A 22,435-nucleotide genomic window follows, 5' to 3' on the forward strand; every position below is an offset into this window, starting at 1 on the left:
ATTCGGATTCGCATCTTTTCGCATGTGTCGCTTTTCGCACGAAACGCTTTCACGTATCCTAAGCCGCAATAGAAATAAACGAAAGAAGTTAACTGTGAAAGCCGATCAAAAACATACTCCCATGATGCAGCAGTACCTAAAGCTAAAAGCAGAAAATCCAGAAATTCTGCTGTTCTACCGCATGGGCGATTTCTACGAGCTTTTCTATGATGATGCTAAAAAAGCCTCTCAACTCCTCGATATTTCACTGACCAAGCGTGGCTCTTCAAATGGTGAGCCGATTCCTATGGCAGGTGTTCCTTACCATGCCGTTGAAGGGTACCTTGCAAAGTTAGTGCAACTTGGTGAATCCGTAGCAATTTGTGAACAGATTGGTAATCCAGCAACTTCAAAAGGCCCTGTTGAGCGTGCTGTCGTGCGTATCGTTACACCCGGAACCGTGACCGATGAGGCTTTGCTTTCTGAGCGCATTGATAACCTGATTGCAGCCATCTACCATCACAACGGTAAGTTTGGTTACGCGACACTGGATATTACCTCTGGTAGATTCCAACTTTGCGAACCAGAAACCGAAGAAGCAATGGCGGCAGAACTGCAGAGAACCTCACCTCGTGAGCTACTGTTCCCTGAAGATTTCGAACCTGTAAATCTAATGGCAAGCCGTAATGGCAATCGCCGCCGCCCGGTATGGGAATTTGAATTAGATACCGCGAAGCAGCAATTGAATAAGCAGTTTGGTACTCGCGATCTGGTTGGCTTTGGCGTAGAAGGCGCGAAACTAGGCTTATGTGCGGCTGGTTGTTTGATCCAATACGTGAAAGATACCCAACGTACTGCCCTTCCACATATCCGTTCACTGACGATGGATAAGCAAGATCACTCGGTGATCCTCGATGCAGCGACTCGTCGTAATTTGGAGATCACGCAAAATCTTGGTGGTGGTACTGATAACACCCTTGCCGAAGTACTTGATCACACCGCGACGGCTATGGGTAGCCGTATGCTTAAGCGCTGGTTACATCAACCAATGCGCAATATCTCTGCACTCGATCAGCGCCTAGATGCTATTGGTGAAATGAAAGATTTGGCTCTCTTTACAGAGCTACAGCCAACCTTGAAACAGATCGGGGATATCGAACGTATTCTTGCTCGACTAGCACTTCGCTCAGCTCGTCCTCGTGATATGGCACGACTTCGCCAAGCGATGGAATATTTGCCAGAACTTGCAGAAACACTGACGCAATTAAAGCACCCATACCTAACTCAACTTGCTCAATATGCCTCGCCTGTGGATGAGGTTTCTGAACTACTTGAGCGAGCGATCAAAGAAAACCCTCCCGTGGTTATCCGTGACGGTGGTGTAATTGCAGAAGGCTACAATGCCGAGTTAGACGAATGGCGCGACCTTGCAGCTGGCGCAACCGAATTTCTTGATAAACTTGAGCAAGAAGAGCGCGAACGTCATGGTATCGATACACTTAAAGTGGGCTACAACAACGTACACGGTTTCTTCATTCAAGTAAGCCGCGGACAAAGCCACCTTGTGCCACCACACTATGTTCGCCGTCAAACGCTGAAAAATGCAGAGCGTTACATCATTCCTGAGCTAAAAGAGCACGAAGACAAAGTGCTTAGCTCTAAATCGAAAGCCCTAGCTATCGAGAAGAAGTTGTGGGATGAGTTGTTTGATTTGTTACTGCCTTATCTAGAGCGACTACAAAACATTGCTTCTTCAGTGTCTCAACTGGATGTTCTACAAAACTTAGCTGAACGCGCAGACACCCTTGATTACTGTCGTCCAACCATGACAGAGTCTGCTGGCGTACAAATTCAGGCGGGTCGTCACCCCGTTGTTGAACAAGTAATGGACGAACCGTTTATTGCTAACCCTATCGACCTCAATGAACAACGTAAGATGCTGATCATCACAGGTCCAAACATGGGTGGTAAGTCGACCTACATGCGTCAGACCGCACTCATTGCGCTGATGGCTCATATTGGTTGTTATGTTCCAGCAGAAAGCGCGACGATTGGTTCTATCGACCGTATCTTCACTCGTATTGGCGCATCCGATGATTTGGCTTCGGGTCGTTCAACCTTCATGGTTGAGATGACAGAAACCGCAAACATTCTGCACAACGCGACACCAAATAGCCTTGTGTTAATGGATGAAATCGGTCGTGGTACCAGTACTTACGATGGTCTGTCTCTGGCTTGGGCAAGTGCGGAATGGCTAGCCAATCAAATCAATGCGATGACACTATTTGCAACGCACTACTTTGAGCTAACTGAGCTACCAAACCAAATACCAACCTTAGCGAACGTACACTTAGATGCGGTTGAACATGGCGACAGCATTGCCTTTATGCACGCAGTTCAAGAAGGTGCCGCAAGTAAATCTTACGGCCTTGCGGTTGCAGGATTGGCTGGCGTGCCTAAAGCAGTGATCAAAAACGCACGTGCGAAGCTGACTCAGCTAGAAGCATTGAGTATCGACTCTCCGACATCAAAGCCAAGTGGCGTTGATATCGCGAACCAACTGAGCCTGATACCTGAACCAAGTGAAGTAGAACAAGCACTTGCGAATGTTGATCCTGATGATCTGACACCTCGCCAAGCATTGGAAGAACTCTACCGCTTGAAGAAGCTGCTTTAGTTTCTTATCAAGTAGCTTGTTATTGCCGTCCGTGATTTTGATTAGACGGCATGAAATACCAAAGCCACAAACAAAAAAAACGCTGACTTTAAGTCAGCGTTTTTATTTGCCTTCTATTTAGAGAAGCAGCATCATCCGTTCAATTAGTCGTTTTCTACGTTGAACAGGTTTTCCATATTCAGACCTTGCTTGATAAGAATCTCACGTAGACGACGCAGGCCTTCAACTTGGATTTGACGAACACGTTCACGAGTCAGGCTGATTTCACGGCCTACTTCTTCTAATGTTGACGGTTCATAACCTAATAGTCCAAATCGACGTGCAAGCACTTCTTTCTGCTTAGGATTCAGCTCATCAAGCCAGAAAATCAACGAGTTCTTAATATCGCTATCTTGAGTTGAAACCTCAGGATCTGAGTTATTGATGTCCGGAATAATATCCAGTAGCGCTTTCTCACCATCACCACCGATAGGTGTATCAACGGAGCTCACTCTTTCGTTTAGACGAAGCATCTTGCTCACATCACCAACAGGTTTGTCTAGCTTAGAAGCAATTTCTTCTGCCGTTGGTTCATGGTCAAGTTTTTGTGATAGCTCTCGTGCCGTACGCAGGTAGATATTCAGCTCTTTCACAACATGAATTGGCAAACGGATAGTGCGAGTCTGATTCATTAGCGCGCGTTCAATGGTTTGACGAATCCACCATGTTGCGTAAGTTGAGAAGCGGAAGCCACGCTCTGGATCAAATTTCTCTACGGCGCGAATCAAACCTAGGTTGCCTTCTTCAATAAGATCGAGAAGTGCAAGACCACGGTTGCTATAACGACGAGAAATTTTTACCACCAAACGCAGGTTACTTTCGATCATGCGTTTGCGTGCTGCTTCATCACCGCGTAGAGCTCGACGTGCATAAAGCACTTCTTCTTCAGCGGTTAATAGTGGTGAGAAACCGATTTCGCCTAAGTAGAGTTGAGTCGCATCTAAGCTTTTAGACGTAACTTCAGTCTCTTCTTTCGCTTCGGTTTTCTTAGTGACTGTTCGTTTTGCTTTTCCAAGAGCTTCCTGTTCCGTGGTTGCTTGGTTAAGATCGAACTCTTCTTTGGTTACTGCATTGCTTATACTCATAACGCCTCCCCCTGGCGAAATTAGCATGACATTACAACTTCATATGTCGCTAAATGACTATGTCACTCCATACAATACGTAATTTTTGCATATTGTATTTAAGGTAAATACCGTTTTGGATTAACTGATTTACCTTGGTAACGAATCTCAAAGTGCAGCCTGACACTGCTGGCTCCAGAGCTTCCCATTGTTGCAATCTTCTGCCCTGGTTTCACACTTTGCCCTTCAGATACTAATAGTCGGTCGTTATGCGCGTATGCACTTAAGTAATTATCATTGTGCTTCACAATCACTAGATTGCCGTAGCCTCGTAATGCATTACCCGAATAAACAACCGTTCCCCCTGCAGTAGATACTATTGGCTGACCTCGCTGTCCTGCTATGTCTATGCCTTTATTTCCTTGTTCGCCTACAGAGAAATTCTTAATTACTCTCCCTTTCGTTGGCCATAACCATTTGGATACTTTGTTACTCGTTGGTTTTGTTGGCGGTGTAACATTCTGTTTACCTTTAGAACCAACATACTCCTTTGATTTGGATTGTACAACCTTCTTTTGTGGATCTTTTTTCGCCACTTTGGTGGTTGTTTGAGCGGGCGCAGGTTTAGAGCTTTTACTCTTTTGAGATATTGTTTTAGGTTTGCTTGAGGCCAACAAAGTTGTGGATGCGGCAACAGGCGCAGCGACGGCTGCAACCGCTACCGTTGATTTACCATACGCTGGAGCGTTGTAGCTAGGACGCCATAACTTAAGGCTCTGTCCGGGATGGATGGTATAAGGTGCAGACAGATTGTTATAACGAATAAGCTCTTTAACATCTTTATTTGTTACGTAAGCAATAAAATAAAGGGTATCGCCTTTTTTCACTTCATAGTAACTACCACGATAACTACCACGATCAATCGATGAGTAATTCTTGTTTAAGCTTGAAACTGGCGCAGGCGAATTCGCCGCACACCCAACAAGTGCACAGCTAAGCAGTAGAGAACTTCCTTTAAAAACCTTCGAACGCATCGACTTTCTATCCACCTACACCATCAATAATTTTATTAAGCTAACTCACCAGGTACAAGAGGTACAAATCGCACCATCTCGATAACACTCGATAAAAACTCATCACCGTGGCGAACAATCTTCAACAGTTGTTGTTCGTCATCCCCGACCGGAATTAATAAGCGGCCTCCATCTTTCAACTGCTGCAAAAGCGCTTGAGGGATCGACTCTGCAGCAGCGGTGACAATAATCGCATCAAAAGGCGCCTTAGAAGACCAACCTTGCCAACCATCACCGTGCTTGGTTGAGATATTGTAGAAATCGAGTTGCTTCAACCTACGCTTAGCATCCCATTGTAGCGACTTTATTCTTTCAACCGAATACACGTGATCAACCAACTGAGCCAAAACAGCCGTTTGATAACCAGAACCCGTTCCGATCTCCAAAACGCGGCTGTCTTGTTGTAACTCAAGTAACTCGGTCATTTTAGCAACAATATAAGGCTGAGAAATTGTCTGCCCCTGCCCGATCGGCAGCGCATTATTATCATAGGCTTGGTGATGCATAGCCTGTGATAAAAAGCTCTCTCTCGGTAGTAAGTAAATAGCATCAAGAACCTTTTGATCCCGAATACCATTTTCTATCAGAAAAGTAACTAAGCGCTCAGCTTGTGGATTACTCACTTATTTATCCCCTAACCATGTAGTCATCGCACCCAACGACTCATGTGCCGTCAGATCAACTTGTAGTGGTGTTACCGACACAAAACCATGTTCAATGGCGTAAAAATCAGTACCCTCACCAGCATCTTGCTCCTTACCAGGAGGGCCAAGCCAATAGATATCATGACCACGTGGGTCTTTCTGCTTAATCATATCTTCAGCATGGTGACGAGCACCTAGACGTGTCACCTGAGTACCCGATAGTTGATCTAATGCTAAATCAGGGACGTTCACGTTTAACAGGCGATTGGTCGGGATTGGGTTTGCTAAATGTTGTTCGACAATACGGCGAGCAACCGCTGCTGCTGTCTTAAAATGTTGTTTTCCAACCAGAGAAAATGCCACCGATTGAACACCTAGAAAGTGGCCTTCCATTGCTGCTGCGACTGTACCTGAATAAAGCACGTCATCACCAAGGTTAGCTCCGTGATTAATACCCGTTAAAACCAGATCAGGCATGTCACTCTTTAGGAGTTCGTTCAATGCGAAATGTACACAGTCGGTCGGTGTTCCTTGTACCGAATATGTATTTTCGGTAATTTCTTGAACACGTAAAGGCTGTTCTAAAGTTAATGAATTTGAAGCGCCCGAGCGATTACGGTCAGGTGCAACAATGATAATTTCAGCAAGATCACGTAATTCATTGGCCAGCTCATGAATACCTTGAGCGTGCACACCATCATCGTTGCTGAGTAAAATCTTCATCTTGTATCCTTTCTTTTGTTCCAATGCCAAGTCACTTAATTTCCGATATCAAGTGACTTCGCTCCAAGCAGAATCGTTATTGCTCGTAGCTTCTCTCTACATGAACTTCTTCAACCAATTCACGAACAATAGCGGTTGCGAAACAACCTGCATCGAGAGAGAACTTAAGAGTGACATTGTCTTCGTTCACTTCCCACGCTAAACCCATCGGCTTCAACGAAGCTTCACGGCGATCATGGCGCATACGGTTGCCACAAATAAGCGCCATTAGATCCGGTTCAGCATCAAGGTGTTTCTGCTCTAGAGCTTGAGACGCATCCGTCGTCGGTAACGCATTATCTCCAGCTAAAGCAACGGTAATAAACGCAGAACCATTGGCGATATCTTGGTTTACAGCTTCGATATTAGCGGCTGTCACAGCAAGTTGAGCATCGTTTTTAACAACAATATCGCCGACCAATGCCGAAGCAAACGCATCGTGCTCAATACGGTCAGAAAGAATTAAATTGTAGATCCAAGAACGAGCTGCAGAGAGGTACAAGCTGCGCTTATTTTGATTACGCGTACGAACGTTTTCACGCCCCCAACGACGAGCTTCAGATAAGTTGTTACCTTCATTGCCAAACCTCTGAGCACCAAAGTAATTTGGCACGCCCACTTGAGCGACTTTTTCCAAACGTTTGACTACATCATCGCAGTCCGTTACTTCAGACAAAGTTAGCTCGAATTGGTTGCCAACTAAATCGCCTGGACGTAACTTTTTGTTGTGGCGTGCTGTCGCCAAGATCTCAATGCTTGGGTATTGTGCAAGAAAAGCAGAAAAGTCAGGTTCACCTTTTGGTAGATGCACGCTCAACCACTGTTCTGTCACAGCATGACGGTCTTTCAAACCAGCCCAACTCACGTCTTTCGACTTAACACCACACGCTTTAGCCAGCTCGTTTGCTACAAAGCTCGTGTTCTCACCCGTTTTACGAATACGAACCATAAGGTGTTCGCCTTCACCAGTGAACTCAAAACCTAAGTCTTCATTAACGACAAAGTGTTCGGCTTTTGCTTTTAGTTTTGCTTTCGCAGTTGGTTTACCGTTTAGATAAGCCAATGAAGATAAAATATCTGACATGCTGTTCTTTTCGTGTTGGTGCTTACGCACTTTTAGTAATTAGGACCACCGCTTCACATGCGATGCCCTCTTTGCGACCTGTAAAACCTAAACGCTCAGTGGTCGTCGCTTTTACATTCACATTGCTAATGCTGGTTTCTAAATCTTGTGCGATAGCGTGGCACATAGAGTCTATATGAGGCGCCATCTTTGGAGCTTGCGCCATGATAGTAATATCGGCATTACCAATCACGTAGCCTTGTTCTTTTACTCGACGATAAACATCTTTTAGAAGTTCACGGCTATCCGCGCCTTTCCACTCATCATCCGTATCAGGGAAATGACGACCAATATCGCCGGCAGCAATCGCACCTAATAAAGCGTCACACAACGCATGAAGGGCAACATCACCATCTGAGTGTGCGATAAGACCCTGCTCATAAGGGACTCTAACGCCACCTATAATTACCGGACCTTCACCACCAAACTTATGTACATCAAAGCCATGGCCAATACGAATCATCATTATTCCTTATTCTGACTTAAATAGAACTCAGCAAGTGCTAAATCTTCAGGCTGAGTAATCTTAAAATTATCTGAACGCCCTGCCACTAAAGCGGGCGATAAACCTTTCCATTCAAAGGCTGAGGCTTCATCGGTAATCGAAACGCCTTGTTGCAACGCCTCGCTTAATGCATTCCACAGAGGCTTTGCTCTGAACATTTGCGGCGTAAGTGCATGCCATAGATCGGCTCGCTCAACGGTATGTTCGATCTGCCCTTGGGCACCTCGCTTCATCGTGTCACGAACTGGCGCCGCTAAAATAGCCCCTACATCATGGCTCATCGCGCCGGAAATTAGCTTGTCGATATCACTGAGTTGGACACAAGGCCTTGCCGCATCGTGAACCATTACCCAATCGCTAAGCTGCTGCTCAGCGATACAGTTTAGCGCAGAGAGTACCGAATCCGCTCGTTCGCTTCCGCCAGACACTCTGACCACTTTTGGATTCTGGTTGAGTGCTAACTCCGGGTAATAGGGGTCATCATCGCTGATCGCAACGACAATTTGAGAGACTTGTGGATGAGACAGTAATTTCTCAATGGTGTGCTCTAAAATCGTTTTGCCGTTAATCTTAAGATATTGCTTAGGGCGGTCTGCTTTCATTCGGCTACCGACGCCCGCGGCAGGTACAACGGCAATCACACTTTGAAGTTGAGTCGACATTAATCGGATTCCTCACCAATGATGCGGAAAAACGTTTCGCCTTCTTTTACCATTCCAAGCTCATGACGTGCGCGCTCTTCTATCGCGTCTAAGCCTTGGCGTAGATCATCGATTTCCGCAAACATCTCTGCGTTACGAAGATGGAGCTTTTCGTTTACTTGCTGTTGAACTTGGATTTCGTTGTTCACACCGTAGTAATCAGAAATACCATTTTTACCGAGCCACAGTGTGTGTTGTAGCCAGCCAAACACTATGAGCAGTACTAAAGCAAAAATTCGCATAACACCTTTCGCCGGTTGAAAAAGAAGGAACTAGAATAAGGCACATATATACCATAATGAGCTTATTGGTGCGAGATATGTGGTGTTAGGGAATCAATAAGTCGGAGAATTATTGTCGGGATAGATATGGTAACAATGAGATTCCCTACTCCTTCCTTCGTCAGTCTAGGGAATGACGAACTTTCGGTATCAAAAAGAAAGCTATATAACCTAGAGCTTCTTTTCTTCACCTTTTTGCAGACAAAAAAATGCCCCGCATAAGCGAGGCATTTAAAAGCATTAGTGCATAATTCTAACTAGTTGGTGCTGTAGCAAGGCAACAAAGAAGATTCAGCTATGGAGCATAGTTTCCTATGTGACTTAGTGAATCTTCTGCAGTTAACGCAGCTACAGTGCCAAATAGGACGAATTATTGACCTTTAACTTCTTTAAGACCGTTGTAAGGAGCTTTAGAACCTAGAGCTTCTTCGATACGGATAAGTTGGTTGTACTTAGCAACACGGTCAGAACGGCTCATAGAACCAGTTTTGATTTGACCTGCAGCTGTACCTACCGCTAGATCAGCGATAGTTGCATCTTCAGTTTCGCCAGAACGGTGAGAGATTACTGCAGTGTAGCCAGCGTCTTTAGCCATCTTGATAGCAGCTAGAGTCTCTGTTAGAGAACCGATTTGGTTGAACTTGATAAGGATAGAGTTAGCTACGCCTTTCTCGATACCTTCAGCAAGAATCTTCGTGTTTGTAACGAACAGATCGTCACCAACGATTTGAAGCTTGTCGCCTAGAAGTTCAGTTTGGTGCTTGAAGCCATCCCAATCAGACTCGTCAAGACCATCTTCGATAGAAACGATTGGGAAGTTGTTCGCTAGCTGAGCTAGGTAGTGGTTGAACTCTACAGAAGTGAAAGTTTTACCTTCGCCCTTCATGTTGTAGATACCAGCTTCTTTGTCGAAGAACTCAGATGCTGCACAGTCCATAGCAAGAGTAACGTCTTTACCTAGTTCGTAACCAGCAGCTGCAACAGCTTCTGCGATAACTTCTAGAGCTTCAGCGTTAGACTTAAGGTTAGGAGCGAAACCACCTTCATCACCAACTGCAGTGCTGTAGCCTTTAGACTTAAGAACTTTAGCTAGGTTGTGGAATACTTCAGCGCCGATACGTAGACCTTCTTTAAGAGTCTTAGCGCCAACTGGTTGGATCATGAACTCTTGGATGTCAACGTTGTTATCTGCGTGCTCACCACCGTTGATGATGTTCATCATTGGTAGAGGCATAGAGAATTGACCAGCAGTACCGTTTAGCTCAGCAATGTGCTCGTAAAGAGGCATGCCTTTCGCAGCAGCAGCAGCTTTTGCGTTAGCTAGAGATACAGCTAGGATAGCGTTCGCACCGAACTTAGACTTGTTTTCAGTACCGTCTAGGTCAAGCATGATTTGGTCAACGTCAGCTTGTGCTTTAGCGTCAGAACCTACTAGAGCTTCAGCGATTGGGCCGTTTACAGCTTCAATAGCTTTAAGAACACCTTTACCTAGGAAACGTGATTTGTCGCCGTCACGTAGCTCAAGAGCTTCGCGTGAACCAGTAGATGCGCCAGATGGAGCAGCAGCCATACCTACGAAACCGCCTTCTAGGTGTACTTCAGCTTCTACAGTTGGGTTACCACGTGAATCGATGATTTCACGACCTAGAACTTTAACGATCTTAGACATTGAATGTTTCCTTCTCGTTGAATATATAAATGTCAAATTTAAAGGTAGCAGCACAACTTACGCAGCTACCTGTATTCCTTTTTACTTCTCTAATTCGCCGCGCTGGAACTCGCCAGCTGCTTTAACGAAACCTGCAAACAATGGGTGACCATCGCGAGGTGTTGAAGTGAACTCTGGGTGGAATTGAGCAGCAACGAACCATGGATGGTTCGGGTTCTCGATAACTTCAACCAGTTTCTTGTCCGCAGATAGACCCGATACTTTTAGGCCCGCTTTTTCAATTTGTGGACGAAGATTGTTGTTCACTTCGTAACGGTGACGATGACGTTCATGGATCGTCGCGCTACCGTATAATTCGTAAGCTTTTGTCCCTTTCGCTAGGTGACAAAGCTGTGAACCAAGACGCATTGTGCCGCCAAGGTCAGATGTTTCTGTACGCTCTTCAACTTTACCTTCGCCATCAGTCCACTCAGTGATAAGACCAACAACTGGGTACTTAGTTTCAGTACAGAATTCAGAAGAGTGTGCCCCTTCCATTTTCGCAACGTTACGAGCGTACTCGATAAGTGCTACTTGCATACCTAGACAGATACCTAAGTAAGGTACTTTGTTTTCACGAGCGTATTGAGCAGCAAGAATCTTACCTTCAACACCACGATCACCAAAGCCACCAGGAACTAGGATTGCATCTAGGCCTTCTAAAACTTCTACGCCACGAGACTCAACGTCTTGTGAATCTACGTATTTAATATTAACGCTTAGGCGATTTTTCAAGCCCGCGTGTTTTAGCGCTTCATTTACTGATTTGTATGCGTCTGGTAGTTCAATGTACTTACCAACCATACCAATCGTCACTTCACCCGTTGGGTTAGCTTCTTCGTAAATTACTTGTTCCCATTCAGACAGGTCGGCTTCTGGAGCTGTGATGCCGAAACGCTTACATACAAGTTCATCAGTGCCTTGAGCTTTAATAAGCTGAGGGATCTTGTAGATAGAGTCAACATCGCGCATAGAAATAACGGCATTTTCTTGCACATTACAGAACAGAGCAATTTTCTTACGCTCGTTCGAAGGAATGTTGCGGTCTGAACGACAAACTAGAATGTCTGGCTGAATACCAATAGACAGCAGCTCTTTTACAGAGTGTTGCGTTGGCTTAGTTTTCACTTCGCCCGCAGCTGCTAGGTATGGCACTAGAGTAAGGTGCATGAACATTGCGCGTTCACGGCCTAGCTCTACTGCTAGCTGACGAATCGCTTCCATGAATGGTAGAGATTCGATATCACCAACCGTACCACCAACTTCAACAAGCGCGATATCGTGGCCAGCTGCGCCAGAAATTACACGTTCTTTGATAGAGTTAGTGATGTGCGGGATAACCTGAATAGTTGCACCTAGGTAATCACCGCGACGCTCTTTAGCGAGTACGTCTGAGTAAACACGACCTGCAGTGAAGTTGTTACGCTTAGTCATCTTGGTGCGAATGAATCGCTCGTAGTGACCAAGGTCAAGGTCAGTTTCAGCGCCATCTTCCGTAACGAACACTTCACCGTGTTGAGTCGGGCTCATTGTGCCTGGATCAACGTTGATGTAAGGGTCAAGCTTCATCATAGTCACTTTAAGACCACGAGCTTCTAAAATAGCCGCAAGAGATGCTGCTGCAATACCTTTACCTAGAGAGGATACAACCCCGCCAGTAACAAAAATGTAATTTGTCGTCATGTTTAACCTGAAATTGGTTGAATGAGGGAAATGGATTACTTCTGGACGGGATGAAAATATACCAGAAGCCCCTTATCGCCACAACGTGAAATCTATCACACTGCTATTTTTTATTTTTTGCTTCAAATCAATTCATGATAAAAGCTTTGATGATCTTTTCTCCGCCACTTTGACTTCATCCCATATGGAATCAAGCTGTTGTAGAGAAAAGTCGGTCAAAATTTTATCTTGCTGACGAACTTTTTGTTCCACACCTTTAAAGCGGCGTGAAAATTTCAGATTGGCTTTATTGAGAGCCGTTTCTGGATTTTTACCCAAATGTCGCACTAAATTGACGGTAGCAAACAACAAATCCCCCAGTTCTTCTTCAACTAAATCTTCGTTTGGTGTTACTTGAAGCGCTTCTTCTAGCACCTCATCAACTTCCTCTAAAACCTTATCGGCGACTGGGCCAATAGAGTCCCAATCAAAGCCAAATTTCGCGACTTGCTTTTGAATTTTTGTAGCACGCGAAAGTGCAGGTAGAGAGTTTGGTATTGAGTCTAGAATACTTTCTTGAGTTTTGCCTGCCTGTGCTTTCTCTTTGGCTTTTTCAGCTTCCCAGTTGGCATTAATTTCTTCATCACTGGCAAACTCTGTATCAGAAAACACATGCGGATGGCGGCGCGTTAGCTTCTCATTGATGCCATCGACCACATCAGAGAACTCAAACAGTCCCTGCTCTTTCGCGAGCTGGCTGTAGAAAATCACCTGAAACAACAAATCACCCAGCTCTTCTTGTAGGTTCGGCCAATCTTTGTTGTGAATCGCGTCCACTACTTCATAGGTTTCTTCGATCGTATGCGGGACAATTGTTTCAAAATTTTGTTTCAAATCCCAAGGACAGCCACCTTCAGGATCGCGCAGCTTAGTCATGATCTGTTCAAGTTGTTCAATCGGGTGATTCATCGTTTTATTCCTATTCACTGTCTTTGATTTTTAAATTTAAAACTTCACTAAAACTAAAAAAGGTGAGCAGCCAAAACCACTCACCTTTCTATTCTTTCAGTCATCCTCAAGAGCGAAGAATGAGCGAGTTGGGGATCTCAAATCGCTTAGAGAGATTCCCTATCACGTTCGTCCCTCACTGTAGGGAATGACAACTATCTTTGTTTTACTAAGTAATTGGCTCTTCTAACAAGGCAACAAGCTTTCGCGATTCCTGAGCATAGCTCGCCTATGTGATGGACCAAGAAAGCGCAGTTAACGCAGTAAAAGTGACTAATGCAACGTGAAAGTTAGCCGAGGCGTTTTACGCTCATGACATCTTTGATTTGTTCTACTCGACTCGTCACTCGACTCAGAATTTCAATGTTGGTCACTTCCAAATCGAAATCCATCACCGACAGCTGACGTTTATAGTCAATACGGCTCTTCATTGTCGTCACACTGACTTTTTCGTTCAAGAACAGGGATGTGATGTCTTTCAACAAGCCGGTACGTTCTAGCGCCTCTACACGCAGTGTTAAGATATACGAGCCTACAAAACCATCTCCCCACACCGTATCGATGATACGTTCAGGGGCATGTAGGTTAAGTTCACTTAACTGCTCACAATCGCTGCGGTGTACTGAGATACCACGCCCTTGAGTAATGTAACCTTTGATCACATCACCTGGGATAGGCTGACAACAACGAGCCAAGTGGGTCATTAGGTTATCAACACCTTCAACAACGACAGCATCCTTTTTCGGACGGCTCTGATGTGCTGGCTTATTGTCAGACTCAAGCAACTTCTCGAGTGCTTTCTTGTCTTCTTCTTCAGCCGTCGGCTTATTGACCAGAGCATTGATGTGATTAACCACTTGGTTAATACGCAAATCGCCGCTACCAATACCTGCATACAATTCATCAGGTGTATTGACGTTGAATCGTTTCAGCGCATATTGCTCAGCATCTTTCAGTGTTGCGCCGACTCTGCCTAGCTCGACTTCTAGGATGTCTCGTCCAGCTTCGAGGTTTTTCTCACGACTCTGAGCGCGGAACCAAGCGTTAATTTTTGCTCGAGCTCGACTTGAATGAACAAAACCTGTGGTCGGATTTAACCAATCACGTGATGGATTCGGTTCTTTTTGAGTAATGATCTCAACTTGATCGCCCATCGCCAACTTATGAGTAAACGGAACGATTCGACCTGCGACTTTGGCACCGATACAACGGTGTCCAACCATCGAGTGAATGTGGTAAGCAAAATCCAACGGCGTTGCACCCATTGGTAAATCGACCACATCACCGCGTGGTGTAAAGGCATAGACTCGGTCATCAAAGACTTGGCTACGTACTTCATCCAGCATTTCGCCAGAATCTGACATCTCTTCTTGCCAGTCGATAAGCTTACGCAACCACGTGATTTTCTCATCGTAGCCACTGCGTACACCGCTAGAAGCACCTTCTTTATACTTCCAGTGCGCAGCCACACCTAACTCAGAGTCTTCGTGCATTTGCTTGGTACGGATCTGAATTTCGATGGTCTTGCCTTCAGGGCCAAGAACTACGGTATGAATTGATTGGTAACCATTGGGCTTAGGATTCGCCACATAGTCATCAAATTCACTTGGAAGATGTTTATATTTGGTGTGAACCACACCTAGACCGGCATAACAGTCTTGCAGTTGGTCGGCAATAATACGTACCGCACGCACGTCAAAAAGCTCATCAAACTCTAAGCCCTTTTTCTGCATTTTACGCCAGATGCTGTAGATGTGTTTGGGACGACCGCTGACTTCAGCATTGATGCTTGAACGGTTCATTTCTGATGTTAGGTCATCAACAAAGTCAGTGATGTATTGTTCGCGCACGATACGACGCTCTGACAGCTGTTTGGCAATCTGCTTGTAGGTATCTGGTTGTTGATAGCGGAAAGCGTAATCTTCAATTTCCCACTTTAGCTGACCAATGCCCAAACGGTTTGCAAGAGGCGCATAGATGTTAGCACACTCTTTTGCTGCCGCACGGCGAACAGCATCAGGGGCCTTTTTTACCTCGATGAGGTTGCAAATTCGTTCTGCTAGCTTGATGACGACGCAGCGGAAATCATCGACCATGGCCAGTAACATTCGACGAACGTTATCTACTTGTCCCGAGGCAGCACTGCCTTCAAGGGTAACGTTTAGCTGGCCCAAAGCTGCCATTTCTTCAACGCCATCAATTAACTTTACGGTTTCTTTACCGTAGCTTTCTTCAAACGCTTCGCGTCCAAAAACGCCGCTTGAAACAACGGGGAAAAGTTGCGCTGCAATTAAAGTGGCACGGTCCATCGACAACGTAACCAAGATTTCGATCATCTCACGCCCACGCCAAAGCAGGAGCGACGCTTGCTCGTGATCTTTTAATAGCTCTTCACAGTGACGATAAACTTTGGTCAGTTTATTCGAGGTTTTTACGTCTTGATTCAGTGACGCAATCCAACTTTCTAGCTCAAACTGTTCGCTTGGGTTTAAATGTGCGCTTCGTACCGCAACCATCATGCCTTCCTAGTTATTATGTTTTATACCCAATTCAATATGACTAACTGATTCCAAGTTAGTTCGACTCATATTGATATCAGCGCAGGCTTCCCTGCGCCTTTGTGATTCATTTTTAAGCCATATTTAAGGGCTTCTAAGCCTTGATAAAGAGAGCCATCGATTCTAGATGACTGGTATGGGGAAACATATCCAACATACCAAGTTTGGCTAATTGATAGCCTTGTTTTTCTAAACTCTCAGAATCTCTCGCTAGAGTAGCAGGATTACACGAAACATAAACCACACGCTTCGCTCCTAACGCTGAAATTTGATCAACGATCCCACTCGCTCCAGCACGTGCAGGGTCAAGTAATACTTTATCGAATTTCTCTTTTGCCCAAAGCTGTGAAGATAAATCTTCTTCGAGGTTCGCTTGATAAAACTCCGTATTGCTTAACTGGTTTAACGCCGCATTAGCCGTTGCCTGTTGAACCATTTCATCAACGCCTTCCACACCAACGACAAACGCCGATTGTTGTGCGATAGGCAGACTGAAGTTGCCTAAACCACAAAACAGGTCAAGCACACGCTCATCCGCTTGAGGCTCTAACCACTCAATCGCTTGAGCAACCATCTGTTGGTTCACTTTCTGGTTAACTTGTATAAAGTGGTTTGGCTCAAAAGGTAAGGTTACACCGGTTTCACTATAGCTTGGCGAATCACCCACCAAACGAACCAACTTATCGGTTTCTGGCATCGAGTACAGCGTTACACCTTCTTCTTTCGCGAGCGTCATCAACGCTTGCTCATCTTTTTCAACCAAAGGTTTAAGGTGACGCAGCACCATAACAGGGCCAGTATCACCCAACACCAATTCAACATGTCCTAAAGACGTAAGGCTACTGAAAGTGTTCAGTAAACTTTTCAGTTTTGGCAGCAATACATTAAGGCGAGGGTCAAGCACCGCGCAGTCGGTGATGTTTTCAATCTGTTTACTTTGTTTCTTACGGAAACCAAACTGAAGCAGCTGTGTCTTCTTATCAACAAATAGACTGATACGCGCGCGACGACGATAACCGGTTTCATCACCGACAATCGGCTGGGCGACTTCGGTGTTAGCCGTTTGGTATTTGCTCATCAGGTGCGTCAAAGATTGTGCTTTATGCTCAACCTGAGATGAGTAACCGAGATGTTGAAGATGACAGCCACCACACTGATTAAAGTGCTTACAAAATGGCTTTAAACGCAGCTCACTCGGTTGAAGTAATTTGATGAGTTTTGCTCGCGAAAACTTACTTTTGCTCTCAGTAAGCTGAATAACCACCTTCTCACCGGGCAATGCGCCATCAATGAAAACTGGTTTGTTCTTCTGATAAGCGATGCCAGCGCCATTGTGATCCATTCGTTCAACCAAAACCGATTGATGCTTGGTCTCGAGTTGAGTTTTCTTTTTTGGTTGGAAAAAACGTGCCATTGCTTGTGCCTAATGTATCTTTTAATAAGTAATTGGTATCCAGGACTCACTATTCTGTCTTGGAATCATTGTCGAACGTCACGGCTTTGATTAAGCTTACCGTTCACTTAACCGCCATTGTGTGCGTTATTTTCCCATATCCAGACCTCGATGTAATTAAAGAACATGACCAGATATGGCTTAAGAGCCCGTGTAATTACCTTAACTCTAGCTCCAACCCTAATTATTGGGCTGCTATTGAGTGCATTTTTCTCATTTAACCGCTATCAAGACCTTGAGGGTCAAGTGGTTAACACTGGTACTAGCATCATTGAACCACTAGCGATTGCGAGTGAGTCTGGCATGAAGCTCGAAAGTCGAGAGTCTGTTCGTCAGCTGATTAGCTATGCTCATCGAAAAAATTCTAAGCTGGTGCGCAGTATTGCGGTGTTTGATGAACGTCATGAGTTGTTTGTAACGTCAAACTTCCATCCTGATTTTGAAAGCCTGACCTATCCGAAAGATAAACCGATTCCGCATTTAAGCTCATCGAACCTGCTCGATAACACGCTGATTCTTAGGACACCTATCATCGCTGAGGGGCAATACATCAACTCAGCTAATGGCCAGTCTCAAGCGAATCAAGCGATCGGCTATATTGCGATAGAGTTAGACTTGTCGTCACTTCGATTGCAGCAATATCAAGAAGTGTTCTCTGCCTTCTTGGTGCTGATCCTCGGTCTTGGACTTTCTGGGGTATTTGCCTTCCGCTTGATGCACGATGTAACCCAACCGATCACACACATGAAAAACATGGTCGACCGAATTCGTCGTGGTCACCTCGATGTGCGTATCGAAGGCAAAATGCATGGTGAGCTTGATTCACTGAAAAACGGTATCAACGCGATGGCAGTCTCGCTATCAGAATATCACGTCGAGATGCAGCACAGCATCGACCAAGCAACATCTGATCTGCGTGAAACCCTAGAGCAATTAGAGATTCAAAACGTTGAGTTAGACATTGCGAAAAAACGAGCTCAAGAAGCCGCTCGTGTTAAATCTGAGTTCTTGGCGAATATGTCTCATGAGCTTAGAACACCACTCAATGGTGTGATTGGCTTTACTCGTCAGATGCTCAAGACACACCTATCGAACAGCCAAACCGACTACTTACAGACCATTGAACGCTCGGCCAATAACCTACTCAGCATCATCAACGATATCTTGGACTTCTCAAAACTTGAAGCCGGCAAACTCGCTCTAGAAAACATTCCATTTGAGTTCCAAGCGAGCCTAGAAGAGGTGGTTAACCTTCAAGCCACTAATGCTCATGAAAAAGGTCTTGAGCTTACACTTAAGATCGACCCGAAAGTACCACCAGGCGTTGTTGGTGATCCACTGCGTATCCAACAGATCCTGACTAACCTTGTGGGTAACTCGATCAAGTTTACCGAGCGTGGCAACATTGACATCAGCGTTGAACTTCGTTCACAAAGCGAAGACAGCATTGAGCTGCAGTTTATGGTTCGAGATACGGGCATTGGTATCTCAGAACGCCAACAAGCACAACTTTTCCAAGCCTTCAGCCAAGCCGATGCGAGCATCTCTCGTCGTTATGGTGGTACAGGCTTAGGTCTGGTAATCACCCAAAAACTGGTCAGCCAAATGGGCGGAGAGATCAGCCTAACCAGTCGTCTTCACCAAGGCTCCACCTTCTGGTTCACCCTGAGACTATCGACTACCGATATGCCGATGACAGAACTAATAGAGACTCAGTGCCTGCAAGACAAGCAACTGCTGCTTATCGAACCAAACATGCAAGCGGCATCAATTACTCAGCAGATCCTAACCCAAGAAGGCTTAGTGGTAACGTACCGTTCGGTTATGCCTGACGAATCTACCTCGTATGACTACGTTCTACTTAACTTAGCCGCGAACCAAGAGTATCAATTTGATACTGTGAGTGGTTGGGCGATTGGCGCGAAGAAGATCGCTCAGAACGTGATTATTGGTACACCAAGTACCGAGCTAGCGTTGGGTGAGCAATTGATGAAAGAAGTCGATGTTCAGTGCATTACTAAGCCTCTCTCTCGCAAGAAGTTGCTGCAAACTTTGGTATCAAATCAAGCGCCAACCTTAATTGCACCCGCTATTGAAACACATTCAGAAGAGAAACTACCGCTTACGGTATTGGCGGTCGACGACAACCCTGCCAACCTTAAACTGATTACTGCGCTGCTAAAAGAGCGCGTAGAGACAGTGATCAGTTGTACTAGTGGTCAGAAAGCTCTCGACAAAGCGACAGAGACTCCATTTGATGTCATTTTCATGGATATTCAAATGCCGCAGATGGACGGCGTGACCGCTTGCCAAAAAATTAAGGCGTTGGCGAACAATGCAAACACGCCTGTGATTGCTGTTACTGCGCATGCAATGATGGGAGAGCGTGACCGACTACTTGAAGCAGGTATGGATGACTACCTAACCAAGCCTATCGAAGAGCATGTGTTACAACAGGTTCTTATTCATTGGAGCCCTACCTCTGAGATTGAGCACATTGATAAAATAGACCCAGATCACCCGGCGGTCTCTGCTGAAATCGACCACAGCTCTGTTTCAGAAGTTGAAGCCAGCGAGCACAAGAACATCATCATTGATTGGCAAGCTGCTTTGAAACAAGCCGCCAATAAAGAAGACCTCGCACGCGATATGCTGCAAATGCTCGTAGATTTTATTCCTGAAGTTTATGAAGCCGCGGAAAAAGCGATCGAAGACAGTGACTACCCCGTTGAAGCGCTGACACACATCATCCACAAGATGCATGGCAGCAGCTCATACAGTGGGGTACCAAGGCTTAAGTCGGTATGTGCAACGATAGAGAAAGAACTTCGTTCAGGCACTTCTGTTGAAGACATTGAACCGGAGCTTTTTGAACTTCAGGATGAATTAGATAAGGTTCAAGCAACCGCGATTCATTATTTGAAACCAGCCAAGACCTAGCGAATATTTCTGACTCACAAACATTCATTAAACGGTTTACCAGCCAATAAAAAAGCAGAGCTCATGAGCTCTGCTTTTTTCTGTCTAGAACCTAGAGCACCAGATATAATACCAATCACAGTAAGTAAGTGATCAAAAATAGCGTAGGAAAAAAGCTTGAGAACAAGGCAGGATTTTTCGATAAGTAGTTATTCTACAATCAAAAATTCTAACGAAGTTATCGAGTTTTTTAACAAGCTAGGGTGAACAGTTATTTACTACGATTGGTATAAAGTAGCTGTAATCTATTTACGACTCGAGTAGTACCGTCGCCACCGCATAATGGCGCTCATCAGAGATAGTCAGGTGAATCGACTTTGTACCACTCGCATCTGCGATTTCACGCGCTTTTTTATGCAGGCTTAGAACTGGCTTGCCATGCTCATCGTTTGAAATCTCGAAGTCGTGGAAGGTCACACCAAGAGCGATGCCTGTGCCTAATGCCTTAGACGCCGCCTCTTTTGCAGCAAAACGCTTTGCAAGGTAACGCCCTTTTTGCTTAAGTTGCTGGAATACTTCAAATTCAGAATCGGTCAAAATACGCTGAGCGAAAGCCTCACCACTTCGTGATAATGCCTTTTCAACACGTTCAATTTCTGCGATATCTGTACCTAATCCAACAACAGCCATGTTTACCCTACTACCAACTTCTATCTATTAACTTTTCGATTCTACTGATTAACCGCTTAACGCTTACAACTAAACGAATGCCGAGTTAAAGAACTAAGCGTTGTTGCGCGCTGTTTCCATCACGGCTTTCATGTCTGCAACGGCTTTATTCAAACCATCAAAGACTGCGCGGCCCATGATCGAGTGACCGATGTTCAACTCGTAAATCTCAGGAAGTGCCGCAATCGGCGCTACGTTATGGTAAGTCAGACCGTGACCCGCATTCACTGTAATACCAAGGTCGTCTGCGTAACTTGCACCTGCAGCAATCTTTTTAAGCTCGTCTTGTTGGTCTTCTTCAGTTTTAGCATCAGCATAGTGGCCAGTGTGCAGTTCAATGAACGGTGCGCCACACGCTTTCGCAGCATCGATTTGCTCACGATCGGCATCGATAAACAGAGATACTTTGATACCAGCAGCGGACAATTTTTCGGTCGCCGCTTTGATCTTTTCAAGTTGACCAACTACATCCAAGCCACCTTCAGTCGTTAGCTCTTCGCGTTTTTCTGGAACTAAGCAAACGAACTCAGGATTAGTATCGAGTGCAATTTGAACCATCTCGTCCGTTACGGCCATCTCTAAGTTCATGCGAGTCTGGATTGTCTCAGCAAGAATACGTACATCGCGATCAACAATATGACGGCGATCTTCACGCAAGTGAATCGTAATGCCGTCAGCACCCGCACGTTCAGCAATTTCAGCTGCGTGTACTGGGTCTGGATATTTAGTACCACGTGCATTACGTAGAGTTGCAATATGGTCGATATTAACGCCTAAAAGGATTGAGCTCATTTTCCAATACTCCGTGCTCTAGAGAGGGCTATTGTTGGCATAAATAGCTCTCTACTTTTTAATGGTTTGCCGCCAAGATACGGCTTTAAGGCTATGCGTGTAAAGCGTTTTGCCGCTTTTAACTGCTCTTTAGTGATAAACCTACGCTCACTGATTGCGATAAGTTCATCGCCCATAAAAGTCAGGTTATCTCGACGCACCGAAGCGATGAAGCCTTTCTGCTCTCGATAGCGATAAGTCATGCTCGGATCAATCGCTTCGCCAGTGCCCGCGCAGTGTAAAAAGTCGACGCCATACCCCATAGCGGAAAGTAGAGCCAATTCAAAACGACGCAGTGCTGGCTCAGGGTTCTCATTATGAGCGAGTTCTGTTAAGGCATGAAGATAGTCATGAAAAAATGCGGGCATGGCCACTTCGGCCATCAACACTCGCCCAACTAATTCATTAACGTACATTGCTGAATACAGATTAATGCCGGCAAGAGGAAGCCCCAAGCTGATCGGTTCAGCTTGGCGCAACGTTTTCATTGAACCATTGCCAGACCACTTAAGCAGTAGCGGCGTAAAAGGTTGCAATGCACCTTTCAAATTAGAACGCTTACTCCGCGCACCTTTAGACATCAACGTCACCCGACCGTACTCTTCGCTGAAGACGTCCAGAATCAGGCTCGACTCACTGTATGGTCGACGGTGCAACACAAAGCATCGCTGTAACCCTTCGCTCAATCACTTACCCTTCTTACAGATACAAAAAGAGAG

18 protein-coding genes are annotated in these 22,435 nt (G+C 45.3%); 2 read left to right on the forward strand and 16 right to left on the reverse strand.

All coding sequences use genetic code 11. The features are described from left to right. Positions 1–94: 94 nt before the first annotated feature. Entirely contained in the window at positions 95–2,656 is a 2,562-nt protein-coding gene (mutS, locus tag AB4589_RS15230) for a DNA mismatch repair protein MutS (protein ID WP_371695215.1), read from the forward strand. 143 nt (positions 2,657–2,799) lie between these two features. On the opposite strand, the gene rpoS is transcribed toward mutS, so the two are convergent. From rpoS to rlmD, 13 genes are all read right to left on the reverse strand, one after another. After that, positions 2,800–3,780: an RNA polymerase sigma factor RpoS gene (gene rpoS, locus AB4589_RS15235; RefSeq protein ID WP_009847636.1), complete on the reverse strand. Its 981-nt coding sequence runs from the start codon at positions 3,778–3,780 to the stop codon at positions 2,800–2,802. Between the two features lie 98 nt (positions 3,781–3,878). Further along, on the reverse strand, positions 3,879–4,793 hold the full coding sequence (nlpD, locus tag AB4589_RS15240; protein ID WP_372100993.1) for a murein hydrolase activator NlpD: 915 nt from the start codon (positions 4,791–4,793) through the stop codon (positions 3,879–3,881). A 35-nt stretch (positions 4,794–4,828) separates the two neighbouring features. Continuing rightward, complete coding sequence (locus AB4589_RS15245) at positions 4,829–5,455, reverse strand: protein-L-isoaspartate(D-aspartate) O-methyltransferase (protein ID WP_017100754.1); 627 nt, start codon at positions 5,453–5,455, stop codon at positions 4,829–4,831. Continuing rightward, entirely contained in the window at positions 5,456–6,199 is a 744-nt protein-coding gene (gene surE, locus AB4589_RS15250) for a 5'/3'-nucleotidase SurE (protein WP_372100996.1), read from the reverse strand. It lies immediately after the preceding gene. Between the two features lie 76 nt (positions 6,200–6,275). Next, complete coding sequence (gene truD / locus AB4589_RS15255) at positions 6,276–7,322, reverse strand: tRNA pseudouridine(13) synthase TruD (protein ID WP_372100998.1); 1,047 nt, start codon at positions 7,320–7,322, stop codon at positions 6,276–6,278. Positions 7,323–7,344: 22 nt separating this feature from the next. Continuing rightward, the gene (ispF, locus tag AB4589_RS15260; RefSeq protein WP_029223073.1) at positions 7,345–7,824 is read right to left on the reverse strand and encodes a 2-C-methyl-D-erythritol 2,4-cyclodiphosphate synthase; all 480 of its coding nucleotides are present in this window, start codon (positions 7,822–7,824) and stop codon (positions 7,345–7,347) included. Between the two features lie 2 nt (positions 7,825–7,826). Next, positions 7,827–8,528, reverse strand: a complete 702-nt coding sequence (gene ispD / locus AB4589_RS15265; RefSeq protein WP_009847642.1) for a 2-C-methyl-D-erythritol 4-phosphate cytidylyltransferase — start codon at positions 8,526–8,528, stop codon at positions 7,827–7,829. Beyond that, positions 8,528–8,809, reverse strand: a complete 282-nt coding sequence (gene ftsB, locus AB4589_RS15270) for a cell division protein FtsB (RefSeq protein ID WP_372101000.1) — start codon at positions 8,807–8,809, stop codon at positions 8,528–8,530. The genes ispD and ftsB overlap by 1 nt, the downstream gene beginning before the upstream one ends. A 409-nt stretch (positions 8,810–9,218) precedes the next feature. Beyond that, on the reverse strand, positions 9,219–10,517 hold the full coding sequence (gene eno / locus AB4589_RS15275) for a phosphopyruvate hydratase (RefSeq protein WP_372101002.1): 1,299 nt from the start codon (positions 10,515–10,517) through the stop codon (positions 9,219–9,221). 81 nt (positions 10,518–10,598) lie between these two features. Continuing rightward, entirely contained in the window at positions 10,599–12,239 is a 1,641-nt protein-coding gene (locus tag AB4589_RS15280; RefSeq protein ID WP_012604779.1) for a CTP synthase, read from the reverse strand. 132 nt (positions 12,240–12,371) lie between these two features. Beyond that, entirely contained in the window at positions 12,372–13,187 is an 816-nt protein-coding gene (gene mazG / locus AB4589_RS15285) for a nucleoside triphosphate pyrophosphohydrolase (RefSeq protein ID WP_029223072.1), read from the reverse strand. Between the two features lie 329 nt (positions 13,188–13,516). Further along, positions 13,517–15,742: a GTP diphosphokinase gene (relA, locus tag AB4589_RS15290; protein WP_009847647.1), complete on the reverse strand. Its 2,226-nt coding sequence runs from the start codon at positions 15,740–15,742 to the stop codon at positions 13,517–13,519. Between the two features lie 136 nt (positions 15,743–15,878). Further along, positions 15,879–17,198, reverse strand: a complete 1,320-nt coding sequence (gene rlmD / locus AB4589_RS15295) for a 23S rRNA (uracil(1939)-C(5))-methyltransferase RlmD (RefSeq protein ID WP_017097666.1) — start codon at positions 17,196–17,198, stop codon at positions 15,879–15,881. A gap of 165 nt (positions 17,199–17,363) precedes the next feature. On the opposite strand from rlmD, the gene barA reads away from it, so the two are divergent. Then, entirely contained in the window at positions 17,364–20,177 is a 2,814-nt protein-coding gene (barA, locus tag AB4589_RS15300; protein ID WP_017103821.1) for a two-component sensor histidine kinase BarA, read from the forward strand. Positions 20,178–20,465: 288 nt separating this feature from the next. On the opposite strand, the gene acpS is transcribed toward barA, so the two are convergent. From acpS to recO, 3 genes are all read right to left on the reverse strand, one after another. Next, the gene (gene acpS, locus AB4589_RS15305) at positions 20,466–20,846 is read right to left on the reverse strand and encodes a holo-ACP synthase (RefSeq protein ID WP_009847650.1); all 381 of its coding nucleotides are present in this window, start codon (positions 20,844–20,846) and stop codon (positions 20,466–20,468) included. A gap of 93 nt (positions 20,847–20,939) precedes the next feature. Continuing rightward, positions 20,940–21,677, reverse strand: coding sequence for a pyridoxine 5'-phosphate synthase (gene pdxJ, locus AB4589_RS15310; RefSeq protein WP_009847651.1), 738 nt, complete (start codon positions 21,675–21,677; stop codon positions 20,940–20,942). Beyond that, positions 21,674–22,402 carry a DNA repair protein RecO gene (recO, locus tag AB4589_RS15315; protein WP_012604785.1) on the reverse strand — a complete coding sequence of 243 codons (729 nt, stop codon included), beginning with the start codon at positions 22,400–22,402 and terminating at the stop codon, positions 21,674–21,676. The genes pdxJ and recO overlap by 4 nt, the downstream gene beginning before the upstream one ends. Positions 22,403–22,435 lie beyond the last annotated feature (33 nt).

The sequence above is a fragment of the Vibrio sp. 10N.222.49.A3 genome (genome assembly GCF_041475145.1).
In the GTDB taxonomy this organism is placed as follows: Bacteria; Pseudomonadota; Gammaproteobacteria; order Enterobacterales; family Vibrionaceae; genus Vibrio; species Vibrio tasmaniensis_A.

Bases quoted from the DNA above. Each gene is read 5' to 3' on its own strand.
- rpoS (WP_009847636.1), bottom strand. From the start codon at position 3,780: ATGAGTATAAGCAATGCAGTAACCAAAGAAGAGTTCGATCTTAACCAA.
- nlpD (WP_372100993.1), bottom strand. From the start codon at position 4,793: ATGCGTTCGAAGGTTTTTAAAGGAAGTTCTCTACTGCTTAGCTGTGCA.
- surE (WP_372100996.1), bottom strand. From the start codon at position 6,199: ATGAAGATTTTACTCAGCAACGATGATGGTGTGCACGCTCAAGGTATT.
- truD (WP_372100998.1), bottom strand. From the start codon at position 7,322: ATGTCAGATATTTTATCTTCATTGGCTTATCTAAACGGTAAACCAACT.
- ispF (WP_029223073.1), bottom strand. From the start codon at position 7,824: ATGATTCGTATTGGCCATGGCTTTGATGTACATAAGTTTGGTGGTGAA.
- ispD (WP_009847642.1), bottom strand. From the start codon at position 8,528: ATGTCGACTCAACTTCAAAGTGTGATTGCCGTTGTACCTGCCGCGGGC.
- ftsB (WP_372101000.1), bottom strand. From the start codon at position 8,809: ATGCGAATTTTTGCTTTAGTACTGCTCATAGTGTTTGGCTGGCTACAA.
- eno (WP_372101002.1), bottom strand. From the start codon at position 10,517: ATGTCTAAGATCGTTAAAGTTCTAGGTCGTGAAATCATCGATTCACGT.
- AB4589_RS15280 (WP_012604779.1), bottom strand. From the start codon at position 12,239: ATGACGACAAATTACATTTTTGTTACTGGCGGGGTTGTATCCTCTCTA.
- mazG (WP_029223072.1), bottom strand. From the start codon at position 13,187: ATGAATCACCCGATTGAACAACTTGAACAGATCATGACTAAGCTGCGC.
- relA (WP_009847647.1), bottom strand. From the start codon at position 15,742: ATGGTTGCGGTACGAAGCGCACATTTAAACCCAAGCGAACAGTTTGAG.
- rlmD (WP_017097666.1), bottom strand. From the start codon at position 17,198: ATGGCACGTTTTTTCCAACCAAAAAAGAAAACTCAACTCGAGACCAAG.
- barA (WP_017103821.1), top strand. From the start codon at position 17,364: ATGACCAGATATGGCTTAAGAGCCCGTGTAATTACCTTAACTCTAGCT.
- acpS (WP_009847650.1), bottom strand. From the start codon at position 20,846: ATGGCTGTTGTTGGATTAGGTACAGATATCGCAGAAATTGAACGTGTT.
- pdxJ (WP_009847651.1), bottom strand. From the start codon at position 21,677: ATGAGCTCAATCCTTTTAGGCGTTAATATCGACCATATTGCAACTCTA.